This is a genomic window from Aliivibrio sp. S4MY1, from assembly GCF_028765545.1.
Lineage (GTDB): Bacteria > Pseudomonadota > Gammaproteobacteria > Enterobacterales > Vibrionaceae > Aliivibrio.
Window position 1 is genome coordinate 87,051 of record NZ_JARACP010000012.1, and the last position, 16,706, is coordinate 103,756.

Genomic DNA, 16,706 nt, shown 5'->3' on the forward strand with positions numbered 1-16,706 from the left:
ACTCCTACAGTACACCTTTTGAGCTTGGCAGTTCATTTCCTTCCACTTTAATCGCTTGGCGTAACGTACGACCAAACGCTTTAAATAGGCTTTCAATAATGTGGTGATCATTATGACCAGCAGAAGAAAGGTGTAACGTACAAGCAAGGGTATCCGTTAACGAGCGGAAGAAGTGAACCACCATTTCTGTTGATAAATCCCCTACTTGATCACGGCTAAATTCCGCATCAAATTTCAGATATGGGCGACCTGATAAATCTAACGCACATTGGGCTAAACACTCATCCATTGGTAAGCTAAAACCAAAGCGACCAATGCCTCGTTTGTCACCCAAGGCTTCTTTTAACGCTTCACCTAGTGCAAGAGCCGTATCTTCAATAGTGTGGTGATCATCAATGTGTAAGTCACCCTCTACATTGATCTTCATTTGGAAACCGCCGTGCGTAGCGATTTGATCAAGCATGTGATCAAAGAAGCCAAGGCCAGTACTGATCTCATTTCCACCTTGCTCATCCAAATTAACAAACACTTTAATGTCCGTTTCTTTGGTTGTACGTATTACTTCTGCAGTTCGTGCATTTACGGTCAGATCTTTTAAGATCGCAGGCCAATTCATTGTCTCAGGGTTATATTGAATACCACGGATCGCCATGTTCTCTGCTAGTTGAAGATCCGTTTGACGATCACCAATCACGACTGAGTGTTGAAAATCCACTTTTCCACCTTGAAGATATTCTTTTACCATGCCTAACTTTGGTTTGCGGCATGAGCAGTTGTCTTCTTCAAAGTGAGGACAGATCAGTACATCATCAAACTTCACGCCTTGAGATTCAAAAAACTCCATCATCATATTGTGTGGCGCATCAAACTCATCTTGTGGGTAGCTATCTGTACCTAAACCGTCTTGGTTGGTTACCATCACTAAACGGTAACCGGCATCTTGAAGAGAAAGTAGAGAAGGAATAACCAAAGGTTCAAACTTTAGCTTATCTAAACGGTCTACTTGAAAATCCACCGGCGGCTCAACAATTAAGGTGCCATCACGATCGATAAATAAAATCTTTTGTTGTTTGCTCACAGGAACGTCCTTTTAATTTTTCTTTTTTTAATTTTATCCCCAACGCCTTATTCCTAAGCTTGGGGATAACATCACAGTAATTGGTTGCGAATAAAGCCCAATGTTTTTTCACATTCTTCGCGGTTACCCACACTAATACGTACACAATCTTTAATTGGCGAATTACGTAAAATAATGCCGTGATCCCATGCGGCTTTAAATACGGCATCACCATCTGTAAACTTCACTAACAAGTAATTACCCCAACCATCAAACACTGTAACTCCAGGTAATACCATTAGCCCTGCTTGTAAATAAGCACGATTTGCACTTAAATCAAGCATTTGGTATTTCATGCGAGCTAAACCGACTTCAGATAAGGCCTGAGTCGCGATTTCAGCCACAGGAACTGGCACTGGGTATGGCGCAATTACTTTAAGTAATACATTAATCAGTTCTTCATTTGCTAATGTAAAACCACAGCGTAACCCCGCTAATGCAAAGGCTTTAGACAACGTACGTAAGATAGCAAGATGTGGATAATCAGCCAGTAAATCGACTGTAGATTTCTCCATACAAAAATCGATGTAAGCTTCATCCATAACAACAATGGCGCGATCTTTTGTCATCTCAAGCAATGAAAGAATGTCTTTACGATTAACGATGTTGCCCGTTGGGTTATTTGGACTACACACAAATACAACTTTAACATTTTCTAAGCTTGCTTCTATTGCAGAAAGATCTAACTGCCAATCAGAAGTAAGTGGCACCGTTTTAGTCTCTACACCAATCGTTTCTGCACTGATTGAGTACATGCCATAAGTTGGTGGACAATATAAAATCGCATCTTCATTTGGCTCACAGAACGCACGAACTAATAACTCAATGCCTTCATCAGCACCGCGTGACGTTAGCACTTGCTCTGACCTTACATTTGCGTAAGCCGCATAAACATTAATTAGCTCTGGTGGTTGACATTCGCTGTAACGATTAAGGCGTGCAAAATTGAATTTGTATTCATTATCAAATGGAGATTCATTGGCGTTTAACCACACATCCCCTGTACCACCAATGCGGCGGGCTGAGAGATAAGGCGTTAATGCTTGTACTTGTTTTCTGGCTAACTTTTCCATCATGAATTCCTATTGATTTGCTTCTTGTTGATTGGCTTCTAATTTAGCTAATTTTTCAATTCTGATTGTAACCGCTCGTTTGTGAGCATCAAGCCCTTCAGCTTCTGCCATTGTGACTACCGTTGAAGCTAACCCTTTTAAACCATCTGCTGTTAATTCTTGCACTGTCATACGTTTAGAGAAATCCGCAAGACCTAGGCTTGAATAGGTTCTCGTATAACCGTAAGTAGGCAATACATGGTTGGTCCCTGATGCGTAATCCCCAGCTGATTCTGGAGAATAGTCTCCTAAGAAAATAGAACCGGCATTATCTAGCAGTGGCAATAACTCACGAGGATTTTTAGTTTGAACAATTAAGTGCTCAGGACCATAAAAGTTTGAGATTGAAACACATTGCGTTAGTGAATCAGCAATAATCAACAAACTAGAAGCGAGTGCTTGACGAGCAATATCTGAACGTGTCAGCACTTTCAATTGTCTCTCTATTGCATCAGCAACTTGATCGGCAATGATCGGAGATGGCGTAACAAGAACCACTTGTGAATCCGGACCGTGCTCAGCTTGGCTAAGGAGATCGGCAGCAATAAAATCAGGATCTGCTGTTTCATCAGCAATAACCAAAACCTCTGATGGGCCCGCAGGCATATCTATCGCAGCACCACGGAAATCATTGGATACCTGACGCTTAGCTTCCGTTACGTATGCGTTACCTGGGCCAAAAATCTTATCCACTTTAGACACCGATTTTGTGCCATACGCCATGGCGGCAACCGCTTGTGCCCCACCAATGTTGTACACCTCATCAATCTTACACAGTTTAGCGACATACAAAATTTCATCGGCGATTGGCGGTGGTGAACACAACACCACTTTTTGGCATCCGGCAATTTGTGCAGGGATGCCTAACATTAATACCGTTGATGGTAATGGCGCACTGCCGCCAGGGATATAAAGACCCACTTTGTTGATCGGCATGGTGATTTGTTCACACACCACGCCTGGTTGAGTTTCTACTTTTATTGGTTGTGGCTTTTGTGCTTTGTGAAACTTAGAGATATTACTATACGCTTGTTGTAGCGCCGCTTTCATCTCTTCAGATAAACGTTCACTTGCCGCATCAATCTCTGATTTAGAGACTCGAATCGAATCAGGTTTTACACCATCAAACTTTTCGGTTAAGGCCAATACGCCAGCATCGCCCTCTTGTTTAACCGTATTAATGACACTGGTTACCGCAGCAGTAATATTTGCCCCCTCAGTAATCGCAGGGCGTTGTAGTACTGTATTTTGTTGTGAGTCACTGAGTGATTGCCAAACTAGAGTTTTCATAATGGTTACTCCATCATCTTCTCAATTGGCAGAACAAGAATAGAACTCGCACCCAGTGCTTTTAGCTGTTCCATTGTTTCCCAGAATAGATTTTCAGTACTTACTAGGTGAACCGCTACTTTTGCACCATCACTTGATAGAGGAAGTACTGTTGGATCTTCTGCTCCCGGAAGTAGTGATTTAATCGCTTCTAATTTATCTGTTGGTGCGTGTAGCATGATGTACTTAGATTCTTTTGCTTGAATACAACCTTGCATGCGTGTCAGTAACTTCTCGATTAATGCTGCTTTATCTGCATCGAACTCACCTTGACGTTGAATTAGCGTTGCTTTAGAGCGGAAAATCACTTCAGCTTCTTTTAAGCCATTGGCTTCTAGCGTTGCGCCAGTTGAAACTAAATCAGCAATCGCATCAGAAAGACCTGCGCGAGGAGCTACTTCAACAGAGCCGTTTAGAATACAGGTAGAGAATGGAATGCCTTGTTCGTCCATATAGCTTTTAAGCAGTCGAGGGTAAGTCGTTGCAATACGCTTACCAGCGAGATCTTGTGGGCCGTTGTACGTTTCATCTTTATCGATAGCGATAGATAAACGACAACCACCAAAGTCTAAGCGACGTAGAGTAGTAAATGCTGAAGGCTCATCAAGCGCTTTACGCTCTAGACGTACTTCTTCTAATTCATTTTCACCAATTACACCTAAATCAACGACACCATCCATGATTAGGCTTGGAATATCGTCATCACGAACTAACAATAAATCAATTGGCATGTTTTCAGAATGAACCACTAAGCGTTCGCCTGAGATATTAAATTTCATGCCACAGCGTTTAAATAGCTCTTGGCACTCTTTAGATAAACGACCTTTCTTTTGAATCGCGATGCGTAAACGTTGTGATGACATAATTTCTTCCTTGTAAAAATGTAATTCTAAATTTTTTGTTAACAATCAATTGCTCAATTCTTTGGTCATAAAACGAAAAAACCCTCAGAAGATTTACCTTCCGAGGGTTTGAAATTGTATTCATCGGAAGGAAATTCTAATTGCCTTCCCGGATATGCATATCCTCCCGAAAGACTACTCAGGATGATGGTGATGATGAATGTTCAGACCTTGAATACGCATAATTATAAACCTTTAGTAACAAATTGACTTTGTTTTTAACCTTGTAAACACATTATCAAACTGTGGTTTTATTTCAACAAAAAAGATCATATTTTTTAAAGAAAGTTAGATTCGGTTAAAATACCATTTGTACAGATCAATCGACGTGATTAAATTTAGTCTTGATCAATAATCCATTTCTGGAAAGCTTTGCGGTCTGTTTTATTTATTAGTAAGTAGTCTTTTTTTAATTGCTCTAAACTCGGTATAATTTTACCATCTTTAAGCTTTGTTGAATTAACTTGATTTACGTCACTCTCACCTACTGCAAAAGATACATTTTGAGCTTTATTGTACTTTGTTAGCATTGTCTCCAGATCATAATAAGGCATAAAGCCCTCTTCTGGTGGCAACTTCGCTTGTGTATAAGAAACTACTGAACCTTCTGAGTTAGTAATTGCCCACATTGGATTACTTTTAAACTCTAGTCTTGCCTGCTCATAACTGTAAACTTTAGGCGCCTTTATTGTAATGTCTGATTCATTAACATTAAAAGTTACAACATAAGGAGCTGAATCAAATACCTTTTTACTGTTTCCCGTTCCTACTTTTTCATTATATCTCAGTAATAATTGTACGGTTGTTGCTTCTACATTAACGATTTCTCTTTTTTCTTCATTCTTAACACCATTAATGAATAATACCTCTATTCCAGTCGATGGAATCAAGGTTGCAGCTTGTACTGCCGATACAAAAAAAGAACTTACTATCATTACTTTGGTTTTCATTTTTATTCCTTTTCTTACCTAAAAAAAAACCACCCTACAAGTAGAGTGGTTTTATTATATCTTAATTAACTAAGATTAGAATTCAGCTTTAACACCGATAGCTAGACCTGTCTCGCTGTCTTTAACATCGTTGCCACCAACTTCAACATACGCAGTTGTGTTTGGTGCAAGTGGGTAACCAGCATTCACGTACCAAGTATTTAAGTCTTCAACAGTTTTATCATCAGAAGATGAGAAGCTGTAACCAGCTGCTAGAGCAATAACATCTAATTGGTATTCAGCAGCAAGAGCTACTGTATTAGCTGTTTCTTTGTCGAAATCCATAGAGTAGTAAGCAGCTGCTAGGTTTAGATTTTCAACACCAGCATAACGAACTTCTGCACCTAAAAGAGTTTCAGTTTCTTTAGTATCAGTTTCTGTTGTTCCACCAAGAACCGTGAAATCGAAATCAGCTACGCGGTAACCAATACGTGTGTCTAGGAAAACTGAATTTGTACCAATAGCTGTATTTGTGCCCGCTTTGTCTTGAGCCATTGCTACTGTTGCGTAGAAGCTGCCAGTATCGATATCGTAACGAACCGCTTCAGGTAGACAGAAATTACCATCACTAGCACCTTGGAAGAATGTTGTAATACCGTATTGGTAATCAGCACCGATACCAGCATCATCAAGAGAAGTACATAGTTTACCAACTTTAAGAGAACCCATAGTCTCTGTGTATAGAGCTACGTATGTATCACCTACATTTTGGCCTGTATCTTCGATTTGGAAGAATGCACCAAATTGAACACTGTCAGTCATCGCATAACGAACGTCAAACTTAACGTCTGCGTCTTGGATTTCTTGTTGGAACTCACTGTCTTTTTCTAGACCTTGCATGTAAACAACTTCGATGTCACCACCCATGTCTACAGTTACGCCATCTTGGTTGTAAAGTTCAAACGCTTGAGCTGAACCAGCTGCAGCAAGTACTGATAGTGCTAAAAGAGTCTTTTTCATAATATTAAGTCCACTGCCTTTTCTTAGAAAGATTTGGAAATCCGATTTCCGGTTCCTTTTATTTTAGAAACGCTACAGCTGCATCTAACGTGCGACTTGTTAGCGTCTCTGTTTCTGGACGCTACTTTGCTAAAGATTCCTCATTGTGTCAACGCGCAAAGTCAAGGAAAGTAAAAAATAATAAAGAGATGAAATACAGTAAGTTATCAATAAAAACATAAAAGCGTGATCGAGTTCAAATTGGAAAACATAAATTTACATAAATACTCACACAAACAAAAACACAAACACCAGAGTTAAGTGCATGTAACTAAAGGGTGTAAAATATAAATAAAACTAAACGAACAGTAACTGTGCAAGACTGAGTTTTAACATTTATAAATAGAAATAGAGACAAGATGTGAGGTAAAAAAAAGTGCTTATTCCACTAATTTTTTTCAATTAGCGGAATAAAAAGACAGATTTTGTAAGAAAGACTAAAAATTAATTGTGATCAATGATCCATTTTTGGAAGGCCTTGCGCTCTTCCTTAGACGCTTTTGTGTACCACGCTTGAAGCTGTTCAAGGTTTGAAACCTTATTATTTACTGTGTTTCGATTACTTTCTATTGTTTCTGCACTTGCTACTAATGTTGCAGCAGAACCAAAAACAATGCCTTTTTCTTTATTATATTTTTGAAGCATAGTTTCAAGATCATAATATGGCATAAAACCTTCAGCTGGCTTTAGTATTTCTTGTTTGTATGGGATCTCTTCGTTTCTTGAGTCTAAGATTATCCACTTAGGTTGTGATTTAAATTCTTTTTTTGCTTGTTCATAGCTATAAGTTTTAGGACTTTTAACTACAAGACCTGATTCAGGTATATTTAACGATACAATAAATGGCGCAGAATCAAATACTTTTGCTGAATTTCCTTTTCCAACCTTTTGATTATAGCGAAGTACTAATTGTGTATTAATAGCATCGACTTCTATTGTTTCTCGTTTTTCTTCCGTTTTAACTCCGTTAACAAATAAGATCTCTACTCCTTTTTTTGGAGTCAACGTTGCTGCTTGAGTAGAAGACGCAAGCACTAAACTTAAAAGTACTAATTTTATTTTCATATAAGCTCCAATTATTTTATCCATAAAAAAACCACCCTAGAAAGAGTGGTTCAAAGTATATCTTACTTAACTAAGATTAGAATGCAGCTTTAACGCCGATAGCAAAGCCAGTTTGGTTATTATCTGCATTATCTCCACCTACTTCTGCATAAGCAGTTGTGTTCGGTGCAATTGGGTAACCAGCATTTACATACCAAGTGCTGAAATCATCTTCACCTGATACATCAAAGCTTGAATTACTAAAACCAGCCGCTAATGCAACAACATCTAATTGATAAGTTGCAGCTAGAGCAATAGTCGAAGTAACAACTGATTCGTTATCCATTGAGTAATATGCTGCTGCTAAACCTAGGTTTTCTACACCGTTATAAGCTGCTTGTACAGACCAAAGAGTCTCATCATGCTTAGTGCTACCAACAACATCACCGCCTACTTCGCCTAAACCAACCAGAGCTGTAAAGTCAAAGTCAGCCACACGGTAACCTACTTTACCATCAAAGTAAGTTGAATCATTATTTAGGCCTGTATTACCATTTTTATCTTGAGCAATTGCTGCTGCTGCATAAAAATTTTCTTTATCAATATCCCAACGAACTGCTTCATCTACACAGTACATGTCTTCGCCATCGAAGAATGTTTTAATACCAAATTGGTAATCCGAACCGATGCCAGCATCATCAAGAACAGTACAAGTACGGCCGACTTTAATTGAACCAATAGTATCAGAGTAAAGCGCTACGTATGCATCACCTTCATTCGTACCAGTATCTTGAAGCTCAAAGAAACCACCGAATTGTAGGCTGTCGTTAATAGCATAACGAACATCAAATTTTACGTCAGCATCTTGAATTTCTTGTTGAAACTCATCGCCATCACTAGTGCCTTGCTTATAAACAACTTCAATGTCGCCGCCCATGTCAACAGTTACGCCATCTTGGCTATAAATTTCAAATGCTTGTGCTGAACCAGCTGATGCTGCTAGAACTGATAATGCTACTAGAGTCTTTTTCATAATAATCCACTGCCTTTTCTTAAAGATTTGGAAATCCGATTTCCGGTTCCATGTATTTATGTAATTTTATTCTTCACTGACCAGCACATCTAACTGTGTGATTAATCAGCGCTTCTGAATGTCGAGTGCTACTTTGCAAAATCTTTCCTTCCATGTCAACGATGCATGTAAATTTAACTCAAAAAATATAAATCAAATGAAAACAATAAGTTACACTAATTGACGAGTATTTTAGACACACAACACACATTAAAATGAAAGTTTAAGTAAATATTTATTTCTTATCGTAAAAGAATTTAATTCTTAAATATAGGAATAATTAGTGGGTATGCAGAGTAAAAAACTAACAAATGAAGATAAACAACAATAATCACAAATCTAAAAATTAACATTTAGAGCGTTAATATAAGTTCATCTTATTTTCGTGACGTGTATCTCGATTTAAATACATAAGAATGCATTCTTTGCAGGAGATCACATTAGATAACGCGTGCTACAATAGTTTTTTATCTTCACTAGAGCTCATCATGCTGAACAAAGCTGTTACTGATTGCATTCGCGAAAGCTATAAAACACTACAAGATCAATTACCAAGTTTCATACCTCGCCGTGCACAGAACTATTTAGTAGCAGAAATCGCTAAATCACTTGCAGGTGAATACAGTGATACACATCGCATGATTGTGGCAGAAGCAGGGACAGGCATTGGCAAATCCTTAGCTTACCTACTAAGTGCAATTCCCTTTGCCAAACTGAACAATAAGAAAGTGGTCATTTCTACGGCAACCGTTGCCTTACAGGAACAACTCGCTCATAAAGACTTGCCTTTTTATCGCCGTATCTCACCACTTCCCTTCTCTTTTATTATTGCAAAAGGAAGACAGCGTTACTGCTGTAGCCATAAACTGGCTCTATTGGTAGAAACGAATCACGAAGAAGATAAACAGACAACTTTGTTTACAGAAAAACCTAAAAAGAAAGATTTAGATCTTTTGAGAAGAATGTATAAAGCACATTCTGAAGGTAAATGGGATGGTGACATCGACAGTTGGCCAACAACAATACCTTCTTCTATCTGGCAAAATGTTGTCTCTGATAAATACAGCTGCCATAACGGTTTACCAATGCATCGAGAGTGCCCTTTTCAGAAAGCACGAGAGCATCTGGATAAAGCGGATGTAGTGATCGCAAATCACAGTCTTGTGATGGCCGATATCGACTTGGGTGGTGGAGTGGTACTTTCTGAGCCAGAGCAAACCATCTATATATTCGATGAAGCCCATCACTTGCCTAACGTAGCACGTGAACACTCTTCTGCTGCTGCAAGTTTAAAAGGCACAGCTTCTTGGCTAGAGTCATTAAATAAATCGGTCAGTAAATTTTGTAATCTTGCCGATCAGAAGCGAGTGAATCGCTTTCAAAATACTTTGCATGAAAATCTACAAGAACTTATCCCCTCTTTAAATCAGCTAAGTAAACAGTTTGATCCAACACTCTTTAATGATGATGGTATTTATCGTTTCGAGCACGGTGAAATTCCAACTTGGCTCGCTGAACAGGCAAAAGAGTTAAAAGAGGTGTCAACCAAAGCAAATCAAGCATTAGCCAAGATCAGTGATTTAATATCCGAACGAATGAAAGACGGAGAACTAGCACCAAGAATGGCAGAGCCTGCATTAGCAGAGATGGGGTTTTATCTACAACGGTTAGAAAACTTAGCTCAAGTCTGGTTCTTAATGGCAAAGCCTAACAGCGATAAAGGCGCACCACTCGCTCGTTGGCTAGAGAAAAGTAAAGACAGAGAAAGTGACACTGTCATTAATGTATCTCCGCTGGAAGTCGGTTGGCAATTGGAACAAAATCTTTGGAGTCGCGCTGCTGGTGCTGTTATTGTTTCAGCAACTATGCGCGCGCTTAATAGTTATTCATTCTTCTGTAAACAAGCAGGGATTTCAGAGAGACCAGAAGATGGCGTTCGTTTTCTCTCTTTAGCTTCTCCGTTTAATTATCAAGAAAATGCACAATTGGTTATTCCAAAACTGCCAATGGAGCCTTCTGCTCCCGGTTTTACGGATTTATTAATTGAAGAGTTACCTTTTTATCTTGCTGATCAAACCTCAAGCTTAGTTTTGTTCTCTTCTTATTGGCAAATGAACAAAGTCGCAGAAGGCATTGAAAAAATAACCAAAAAACACGGTTGGAGTTTATTGATTCAAGGGCAAGAGTCTCGTCAAGAGATCTTAAAAAAGCATAAAAAGCTTTGTGAGGAAAATAAAATCAGCATCTTATTTGGTACAGGAAGTTTTTCTGAAGGCTTAGATTTACCCGGAGACCTACTAACCAATTTAATCATAACTAAGATCCCATTTGGTGTTCCTACTTCACCGGTAGAAGAAGCACATTCTGAATATATTGAAAGCCGAGGTGGCAATCCATTTATGCAGATTAGTGTTCCAGAAGCGAGTAAAAAATTGATCCAATCGGTTGGACGATTACTGCGTAAAGAAGAAGATTCTGGTAGAGTTGTGCTGTTTGATCGCCGCGTTATAACTAAACGTTATGGCAAAGCGCTTTTAGATGCATTACCTCCTTTTAAGAGAGTGATAGAGTAAAGGTTCTTCTTTTTACTTAAACTGTATTTTTACCTGTTACTGCTAACGATTGTCGCCAATTGAACGGCGACTCTACCTATACTTATAATTAAGAGTTTATATGGAATTTCTTGAACCAAGTACCCTGCTTATTTTAGGGTTGGTTGCTTTTATTGCTGGATTTATCGATGCGGTTGCAGGCGGTGGCGGAATGCTAACCGTACCTGCGTTATTATCCATTGGATTACCACCACACATTGCTTTAGGTACTAACAAACTGGCCGCTACGTTTGCCTCATCAACAGCCGCACTTACCTATTTCAAAAAAAAATTATTTGACCCCAACTTTTGGAAGGCTTCTTTTATCGCCACACTATTTGGGGCAACCTTTGGCACCCTGTTAGTTAACTATATTTCTACAGAGTGGTTAGAAAAAGGCTTACCTCTTATTATCTTAGCTGCCGCCTTATATACTATTTGGCCTAAAAGCGTCACATCAGAACAAAACCAATTACCTGAAAAAACACCCACATTAAAAAAACAACAAATCATTCAAGGCTTAACTCTTGGATTTTATGATGGCGTTGCTGGCCCTGGTACTGGAGCATTTTGGACAGTCAGCAGCATGGCTATGTATCGTCTCAATATATTACTTGCTTCTGGTTTAGCCAAAGCAATGAACTTTACCAGTAATATAACCTCATTAATCACGTTTGCTTTCCTTGGGCATATTAATTGGGCCCTCGGATTAACTATGGGGGGGTGTTTAATGGTTGGCGCTTTTATTGGTGCTCATTCAGCTATTCGATTTGGTTCTAAATTTATTCGCCCTGTTTTTGTAACTGTTGTCTGTATCTTAGCGGCTAAACTTGCGCTGGATGCATGGTTCTAAATTGAGAGGATACAATGACAAACTTCAGTTCTATTGAAATCATGCTTGAACAACTAGGAAAAACGGCTGCAGAAATTGACCGTCGCCGTGGTGAACAACGCTTACCTTTATTTGATGAGCGATTATTTGGCTGCCGCAGTCGTTACCTTGTTCCTTGCATCAACGAAACAAAATCAACGCTTGGGTCAATTCAACGAGAAGAAAAAGCAGGTATCCTCACAGCCCAACGTGCCGAATATTTAACGCAAATGCTGGTCGCACAAATAGAAGCAATTCAACGAGAGGTGGCAACTCAACGTATCCGTTCAAATGAACCAAGGCCAAAAGGCAGCTACAAAAAGCCGATTAGTGATATGTATCAAGACTTGGCTCAACATCAAGAATGGGAACGCCGACTAACTCAAATGGTTAGAGAGCAAGAGCACGCCATAAATAACTGCCATTCTTTTTCTCAGCAGCAAGGTTTACAAAAAACACTTCTTAGCACAGAAAAGCGATTAGAACGCTGTAAAGAAGCCATGAAACGTTTAGAACAACAAATTACTTATCGAGAGCAAAATGACTAAAGAACAAGCAATTAACGATGATATCGAAACTAACGTTAGCATTGAACAAGAAACTCCAACTAGCCCACTCGATAATGCTCCAGATGAAATTAAACTTGCTGTCGATTTAATTTACCTATTAGAAAGTAACAAAGTAAAAAAAGAAATTGCAATAAAAGCGTTAGAAATCGTACTTAATGATTTTAAAAACAAATAAATAACCATCTCACTTATGAGTCATGCCTCTCAATAGTGAACCAGGTGAAATAGATGTATTTAATTTATTTACATAAAACTTAGATCTATTTCTCAATTAATTTTCATCGCGAATTATTACTCTTCCTTAATATCCCATAGCCATTTATCATTAGTTTATAAATAAAAAATATAATAATAAAAAACTTAATAATATTCTTGAATCACATCATTTGGCTAGGGTGAATATGTATTCTTATAATAATATTCTCACTGATATATCAGGAGAGAATCGCTTTGGCACAGATCTATCTTATGAATCTGAATTTGAAGCCATCGAAAATGAGGTAAGTAATTCGACCAATCTGTTTGCTACTAGAAAAACGGACTGGTCACTAGTTCGCAATAACTCATTGAATCTACTTGAAAAACAAACCAAAGATTATCGATTAATTTACTGGATTTTATTGTCTATTCAAAAAGAAGGATTAACTAAAGAACTTATTACACTTACCCCAACAATTAACAGTTTTATTATTAAATATAAATCCGATGTATTTCCAAGTAGAAAGAAACGTTTATATTCATCTATTAACCAAAGTGTTAATATAATAAATGAGACGGTAAAGGAACTAATTAATCATATTGATAAAATAGAATCTATTGATAACTTTGTTGTTTTATTTACTGATTTAGAAACTACTATTTCCACTATTTTTGAGTCTAATACTGATAATGTTTCATCTATCATTAATCAATTAAAAACACATAAGAAACGATTAAAATCATCGATACTCAAAGACATCCCAGATGCCCCAGTTCCCTCTCAACAAATTGAGAAAAAAACAACAGTAGCAAGCGATGCATCTCTATCATTCGCACAAACAGAAATTACTAATGACAGAGATGCTAATAAGGCACTTCGTCACCTACAAGATGTCGCTCGCTCATTGTCTAAATATTGGCTAAACCAGCGAATTAATGATGAAAAAGTCTATCAACTAAATCGAACACTGACTTGGCTTACTATTACACAGGTTCCTGCAAGTAATGATAGTAAAGTAACCATGTTAAAACCGGTCCCTCAAGCTAGACAGCAGCATTTTCAGCAACTAAAAAGTGAAGCAAACCATTCTAAGCTATTAATTGAAATAGAAGAGAGCCTCTCGAAATCCCCTTTTTGGCTCGATGGCCATTTCATGGTATGGGAAATCCTTACCGAATTAAAACATGATGACGCAGCACAATCGGTCATAGATCAGCTCACTTTATTACTCAAAAAAACACCCGATATTATTACTCTTAAATTTGATGACGGTTCTGAATTTGCCAATGCTTCTACCAAAGCATGGTTAGAGCAGCAGTGCTCTGAAGCCAAATCAACATCAGTTTCTTCTCAATCCTCTTTTATCGAAAGCAACACAAAAAGTGAATGGGATTCAACACTCAGGGACGCACAAGAACAATTACATCAATCCTCTCTTAGTGAAGCGTTACACCCACTTATCTTAGGCCATCATCATTCACGCTCTGCAAGAGAAGCTTTCTTTTGGCAGTTTTCTCAAGCCAAGCTGTTATCTCATGCAAAAAAATTTGATTTAGCTATTCCATTACTTCGCTGGCTCGATACTCAATTTTCAGGATCAGTATTGAGAGATTGGGATCCGGTACTTGAAGAACGTTTATTAGAGCTTTGGTTATCATGCCAAAACCAACAGCCAGTAAAAGAACAAGATAAAGCCGTAATGGCTCAATTACGTGAACGACTCTGTTGTCTAAATCCAATGCGAGTTCTCAGCTAAACCAAAAACACTAACCTACTGATATACAATGTAAAACTAGGAGACCCCATGTCAAAAGATGGATCTGTTGCGCCAAAAGAGCGTGTAAATGTGACATTCAAACCAGCGACTGGTGATGCAACCGAAGAACTTGAACTCCCACTCAAGATGATGGTACTTGGTGATTTTACTCAACAAGAAGATGAGCGAAAGCTCGAAGATAGAAAGCCATTTAGTGTTGATAAAAACAACTTTAACGATGTAATTGAAAAACAAAACCTGAATATTCAATTTGGTGTTAAAAACCAGCTACAGGAAGGCGAAGAAGGTAGCGATGAGATCCCTGTAAATCTCTCTTTTAAGCATATTAATGATTTTGATCCTGCAAGTATTGTAGAACAAGTACCCGAACTTAAAGGATTAATGGACCTTCGTGAAGCTCTTGTTTCGTTAAAAGGACCGCTAGGTAATGTGCCTGCATTTAGAAAAGCGATTGAAGACGCCTTAGTGGATGAAACTGCCCGCGAGAAGCTTTTAAACGAACTTGGTTTAGCAACAGAAAAGGAATAATTCATGTCAGAAACAAGTACATTGCAAGAGGCGCAAAATGAAACGACTGCTGGCCTTCTTGACCAAATTGTTGCTCAAACAAACTTAACACCAGAAGACGAGACCTATGGTATTGCTAAACGTGGTGTTAGTGCTTTTATTGAAGAACTATTAAAGCCACACAACCAAGCAGAACCAGTTAAAAAAGCATTAATTGACAAGATGATCACCGAAATTGATCAACGCTTAGGAACTCAAGTTGATGAGATATTACACCATTCTGCTTTCCAGCAACTCGAATCAGCATGGCGCGGTTTAAAATTATTAGTTGATCGCACTGACTTCCGTGAAAACATCAAAATTGAAGTCATTAATGTATCTAAAAACGATTTATTAGAGGACTTTGAAGATGCATCTGAAATCACTCAATCAGGGCTTTATAAGCACGTCTACACTAATGAGTTTGGCACATTTGGTGGGCAACCTGTTGGTGCTATCATTGGTAATTATGACTTTGGCCCTTCTGCGCCTGACATTAAAAATCTTCAAAATGTGGCGTCTGTAGCAGCAATGGCTCATGCCCCTTTCATTTCTGCTGCTGGACCTAAGTTCTTTGGTTTAGAGTCATTTGAAGGTCTTCCTGATCTTAAAGATCTGAGTGATCACTTTGAAAGCCCACAATACACAAAATGGCAAAGCTTCCGCGAGCAAGAAGATTCACGTTTTGTTGGTTTAACATTACCAAGGTTCTTATTACGTCAACCATATGACCCAGAAGAGAACCCTGTAAAAACATTTAATTATCATGAAAATGTCTCTGCCACGCATGAAGATTATTTATGGGGCAATACCGCCTTTACGATGGCGTCACGTATTACTGACAGCTTTGCAAATTTCCGTTGGTGTCCAAACATCATCGGCCCTCAATCTGGAGGGGCTGTTGAAGATTTACCTCTGCATCATTTTGAAAGCATGGGTGACATTGAAACTAAAATCCCAACCGAAGTTCTGGTTTCAGATCGCCGAGAATACGAATTAGCAGAAGAAGGATTTATCGCACTAACCATGCGAAAAGGATCGGATAATGCGGCGTTTTTCTCTGCAAACTCAGTGCAAAAAGCCAAATTTTTCGGTAATACCGAAGAAGGTAAAACCGCCGAGTTAAATTACCGTTTAGGTACTCAGCTTCCTTATCTTTTCATTATTAGCCGCCTTGCTCATTACATAAAAGTATTACAGCGCGAACAAATTGGTAGTTGGAAAGAGCGTACCGATCTAGAGCAAGAGTTAAATACTTGGATACGCCAATATATTGCAGACCAAGAGAACCCACCAGCAGAAGTTCGTAGTCGTAGGCCGCTGCGCGCAGCAAACATTGAAGTTATGGACGTTGAAGGAAACCCTGGTTGGTACAAAGTCAATCTTTCGGTTCGTCCTCACTTTAAATACATGGGTTCTGATTTTACGTTGTCACTGGTTGGCAAACTGGATCAAGAGTAACCGTATTTCTCTGTGCTCATACATTCGTTTTTTATGGGTACAGAGAGTTTTATAAGTACAGAAAACTTTATAAGTATAGAAAGCTTTATAAATATAGATAGTTTACCCAACTATCACGCATTAATGGA

General features: G+C 38.5%; 15 protein-coding genes and 1 other annotated feature. Of the genes, 7 read left to right on the forward strand and 8 right to left on the reverse strand.

What is annotated here, in order from left to right:
- Window positions 1-4 precede the first annotated feature (4 nt).
- From hisB to PVK71_RS14570, 8 genes are all read right to left on the reverse strand, one after another.
- Window positions 5-1,078 (reverse strand): bifunctional histidinol-phosphatase/imidazoleglycerol-phosphate dehydratase HisB, encoded by a 1,074-nt coding sequence (gene hisB, locus PVK71_RS14535; RefSeq protein ID WP_274419597.1) that lies wholly within the window; start codon window positions 1,076-1,078, stop codon window positions 5-7.
- A 71-nt stretch (window positions 1,079-1,149) separates the two neighbouring features.
- Complete coding sequence (hisC, locus tag PVK71_RS14540) at window positions 1,150-2,190, reverse strand: histidinol-phosphate transaminase (protein ID WP_274419631.1); 1,041 nt, start codon at window positions 2,188-2,190, stop codon at window positions 1,150-1,152.
- A 9-nt stretch (window positions 2,191-2,199) separates the two neighbouring features.
- Complete coding sequence (hisD, locus tag PVK71_RS14545) at window positions 2,200-3,519, reverse strand: histidinol dehydrogenase (protein ID WP_274419598.1); 1,320 nt, start codon at window positions 3,517-3,519, stop codon at window positions 2,200-2,202.
- 5 nt (window positions 3,520-3,524) lie between these two features.
- Complete coding sequence (gene hisG, locus PVK71_RS14550) at window positions 3,525-4,421, reverse strand: ATP phosphoribosyltransferase (protein WP_274419599.1); 897 nt, start codon at window positions 4,419-4,421, stop codon at window positions 3,525-3,527.
- A gap of 72 nt (window positions 4,422-4,493) precedes the next feature.
- Window positions 4,494-4,620 (reverse strand) — a sequence feature (His leader region).
- A gap of 178 nt (window positions 4,621-4,798) precedes the next feature.
- Window positions 4,799-5,410, reverse strand: a complete 612-nt coding sequence (locus PVK71_RS14555; RefSeq protein WP_274419600.1) for a DUF2057 family protein — start codon at window positions 5,408-5,410, stop codon at window positions 4,799-4,801.
- A gap of 75 nt (window positions 5,411-5,485) precedes the next feature.
- Window positions 5,486-6,409: a porin gene (locus PVK71_RS14560; RefSeq protein WP_274419601.1), complete on the reverse strand. Its 924-nt coding sequence runs from the start codon at window positions 6,407-6,409 to the stop codon at window positions 5,486-5,488.
- Between the two features lie 483 nt (window positions 6,410-6,892).
- Window positions 6,893-7,537 carry a YccT family protein gene (locus tag PVK71_RS14565; protein WP_274419602.1) on the reverse strand — a complete coding sequence of 215 codons (645 nt, stop codon included), beginning with the start codon at window positions 7,535-7,537 and terminating at the stop codon, window positions 6,893-6,895.
- Window positions 7,538-7,589: 52 nt separating this feature from the next.
- A complete protein-coding gene (locus PVK71_RS14570) occupies window positions 7,590-8,525 on the reverse strand; it encodes a porin (RefSeq protein WP_274419603.1) in 936 nt (311 codons plus the stop codon).
- 527 nt (window positions 8,526-9,052) lie between these two features.
- Between PVK71_RS14570 and dinG the strand changes: the two genes are divergently transcribed.
- From dinG to tssC, 7 genes are all read left to right on the forward strand, one after another.
- Entirely contained in the window at window positions 9,053-11,137 is a 2,085-nt protein-coding gene (gene dinG / locus PVK71_RS14575) for an ATP-dependent DNA helicase DinG (protein ID WP_274419604.1), read from the forward strand.
- A gap of 100 nt (window positions 11,138-11,237) precedes the next feature.
- On the forward strand, window positions 11,238-12,008 hold the full coding sequence (locus PVK71_RS14580; protein ID WP_130043308.1) for a TSUP family transporter: 771 nt from the start codon (window positions 11,238-11,240) through the stop codon (window positions 12,006-12,008).
- Between the two features lie 14 nt (window positions 12,009-12,022).
- Window positions 12,023-12,574, forward strand: coding sequence for a primosomal replication protein (locus tag PVK71_RS14585; RefSeq protein ID WP_274419605.1), 552 nt, complete (start codon window positions 12,023-12,025; stop codon window positions 12,572-12,574).
- Between the two features lie 22 nt (window positions 12,575-12,596).
- A complete protein-coding gene (gene rsmS, locus PVK71_RS14590; RefSeq protein WP_274419632.1) occupies window positions 12,597-12,770 on the forward strand; it encodes a pleiotropic regulatory protein RsmS in 174 nt (57 codons plus the stop codon).
- A gap of 226 nt (window positions 12,771-12,996) precedes the next feature.
- Window positions 12,997-14,550, forward strand: coding sequence for a type VI secretion system protein TssA (gene tssA, locus PVK71_RS14595; protein ID WP_274419606.1), 1,554 nt, complete (start codon window positions 12,997-12,999; stop codon window positions 14,548-14,550).
- Window positions 14,551-14,598: 48 nt separating this feature from the next.
- Entirely contained in the window at window positions 14,599-15,099 is a 501-nt protein-coding gene (gene tssB, locus PVK71_RS14600) for a type VI secretion system contractile sheath small subunit (protein ID WP_130043304.1), read from the forward strand.
- A gap of 3 nt (window positions 15,100-15,102) precedes the next feature.
- Window positions 15,103-16,578 carry a type VI secretion system contractile sheath large subunit gene (gene tssC, locus PVK71_RS14605; RefSeq protein ID WP_130086725.1) on the forward strand — a complete coding sequence of 492 codons (1,476 nt, stop codon included), beginning with the start codon at window positions 15,103-15,105 and terminating at the stop codon, window positions 16,576-16,578.
- Window positions 16,579-16,706: the final 128 nt, after the last annotated feature.

Bases quoted from the DNA above. Each gene is read 5' to 3' on its own strand.
- hisC (WP_274419631.1), bottom strand. From the start codon at position 2,190: ATGGAAAAGTTAGCCAGAAAACAAGTACAAGCATTAACGCCTTATCTC.
- hisD (WP_274419598.1), bottom strand. From the start codon at position 3,519: ATGAAAACTCTAGTTTGGCAATCACTCAGTGACTCACAACAAAATACA.
- hisG (WP_274419599.1), bottom strand. From the start codon at position 4,421: ATGTCATCACAACGTTTACGCATCGCGATTCAAAAGAAAGGTCGTTTA.
- PVK71_RS14555 (WP_274419600.1), bottom strand. From the start codon at position 5,410: ATGAAAACCAAAGTAATGATAGTAAGTTCTTTTTTTGTATCGGCAGTA.
- PVK71_RS14560 (WP_274419601.1), bottom strand. From the start codon at position 6,409: ATGAAAAAGACTCTTTTAGCACTATCAGTACTTGCTGCAGCTGGTTCA.
- PVK71_RS14565 (WP_274419602.1), bottom strand. From the start codon at position 7,537: ATGGATAAAATAATTGGAGCTTATATGAAAATAAAATTAGTACTTTTA.
- PVK71_RS14570 (WP_274419603.1), bottom strand. From the start codon at position 8,525: ATGAAAAAGACTCTAGTAGCATTATCAGTTCTAGCAGCATCAGCTGGT.
- dinG (WP_274419604.1), top strand. From the start codon at position 9,053: ATGCTGAACAAAGCTGTTACTGATTGCATTCGCGAAAGCTATAAAACA.
- PVK71_RS14580 (WP_130043308.1), top strand. From the start codon at position 11,238: ATGGAATTTCTTGAACCAAGTACCCTGCTTATTTTAGGGTTGGTTGCT.
- PVK71_RS14585 (WP_274419605.1), top strand. From the start codon at position 12,023: ATGACAAACTTCAGTTCTATTGAAATCATGCTTGAACAACTAGGAAAA.
- tssA (WP_274419606.1), top strand. From the start codon at position 12,997: ATGTATTCTTATAATAATATTCTCACTGATATATCAGGAGAGAATCGC.
- tssB (WP_130043304.1), top strand. From the start codon at position 14,599: ATGTCAAAAGATGGATCTGTTGCGCCAAAAGAGCGTGTAAATGTGACA.
- tssC (WP_130086725.1), top strand. From the start codon at position 15,103: ATGTCAGAAACAAGTACATTGCAAGAGGCGCAAAATGAAACGACTGCT.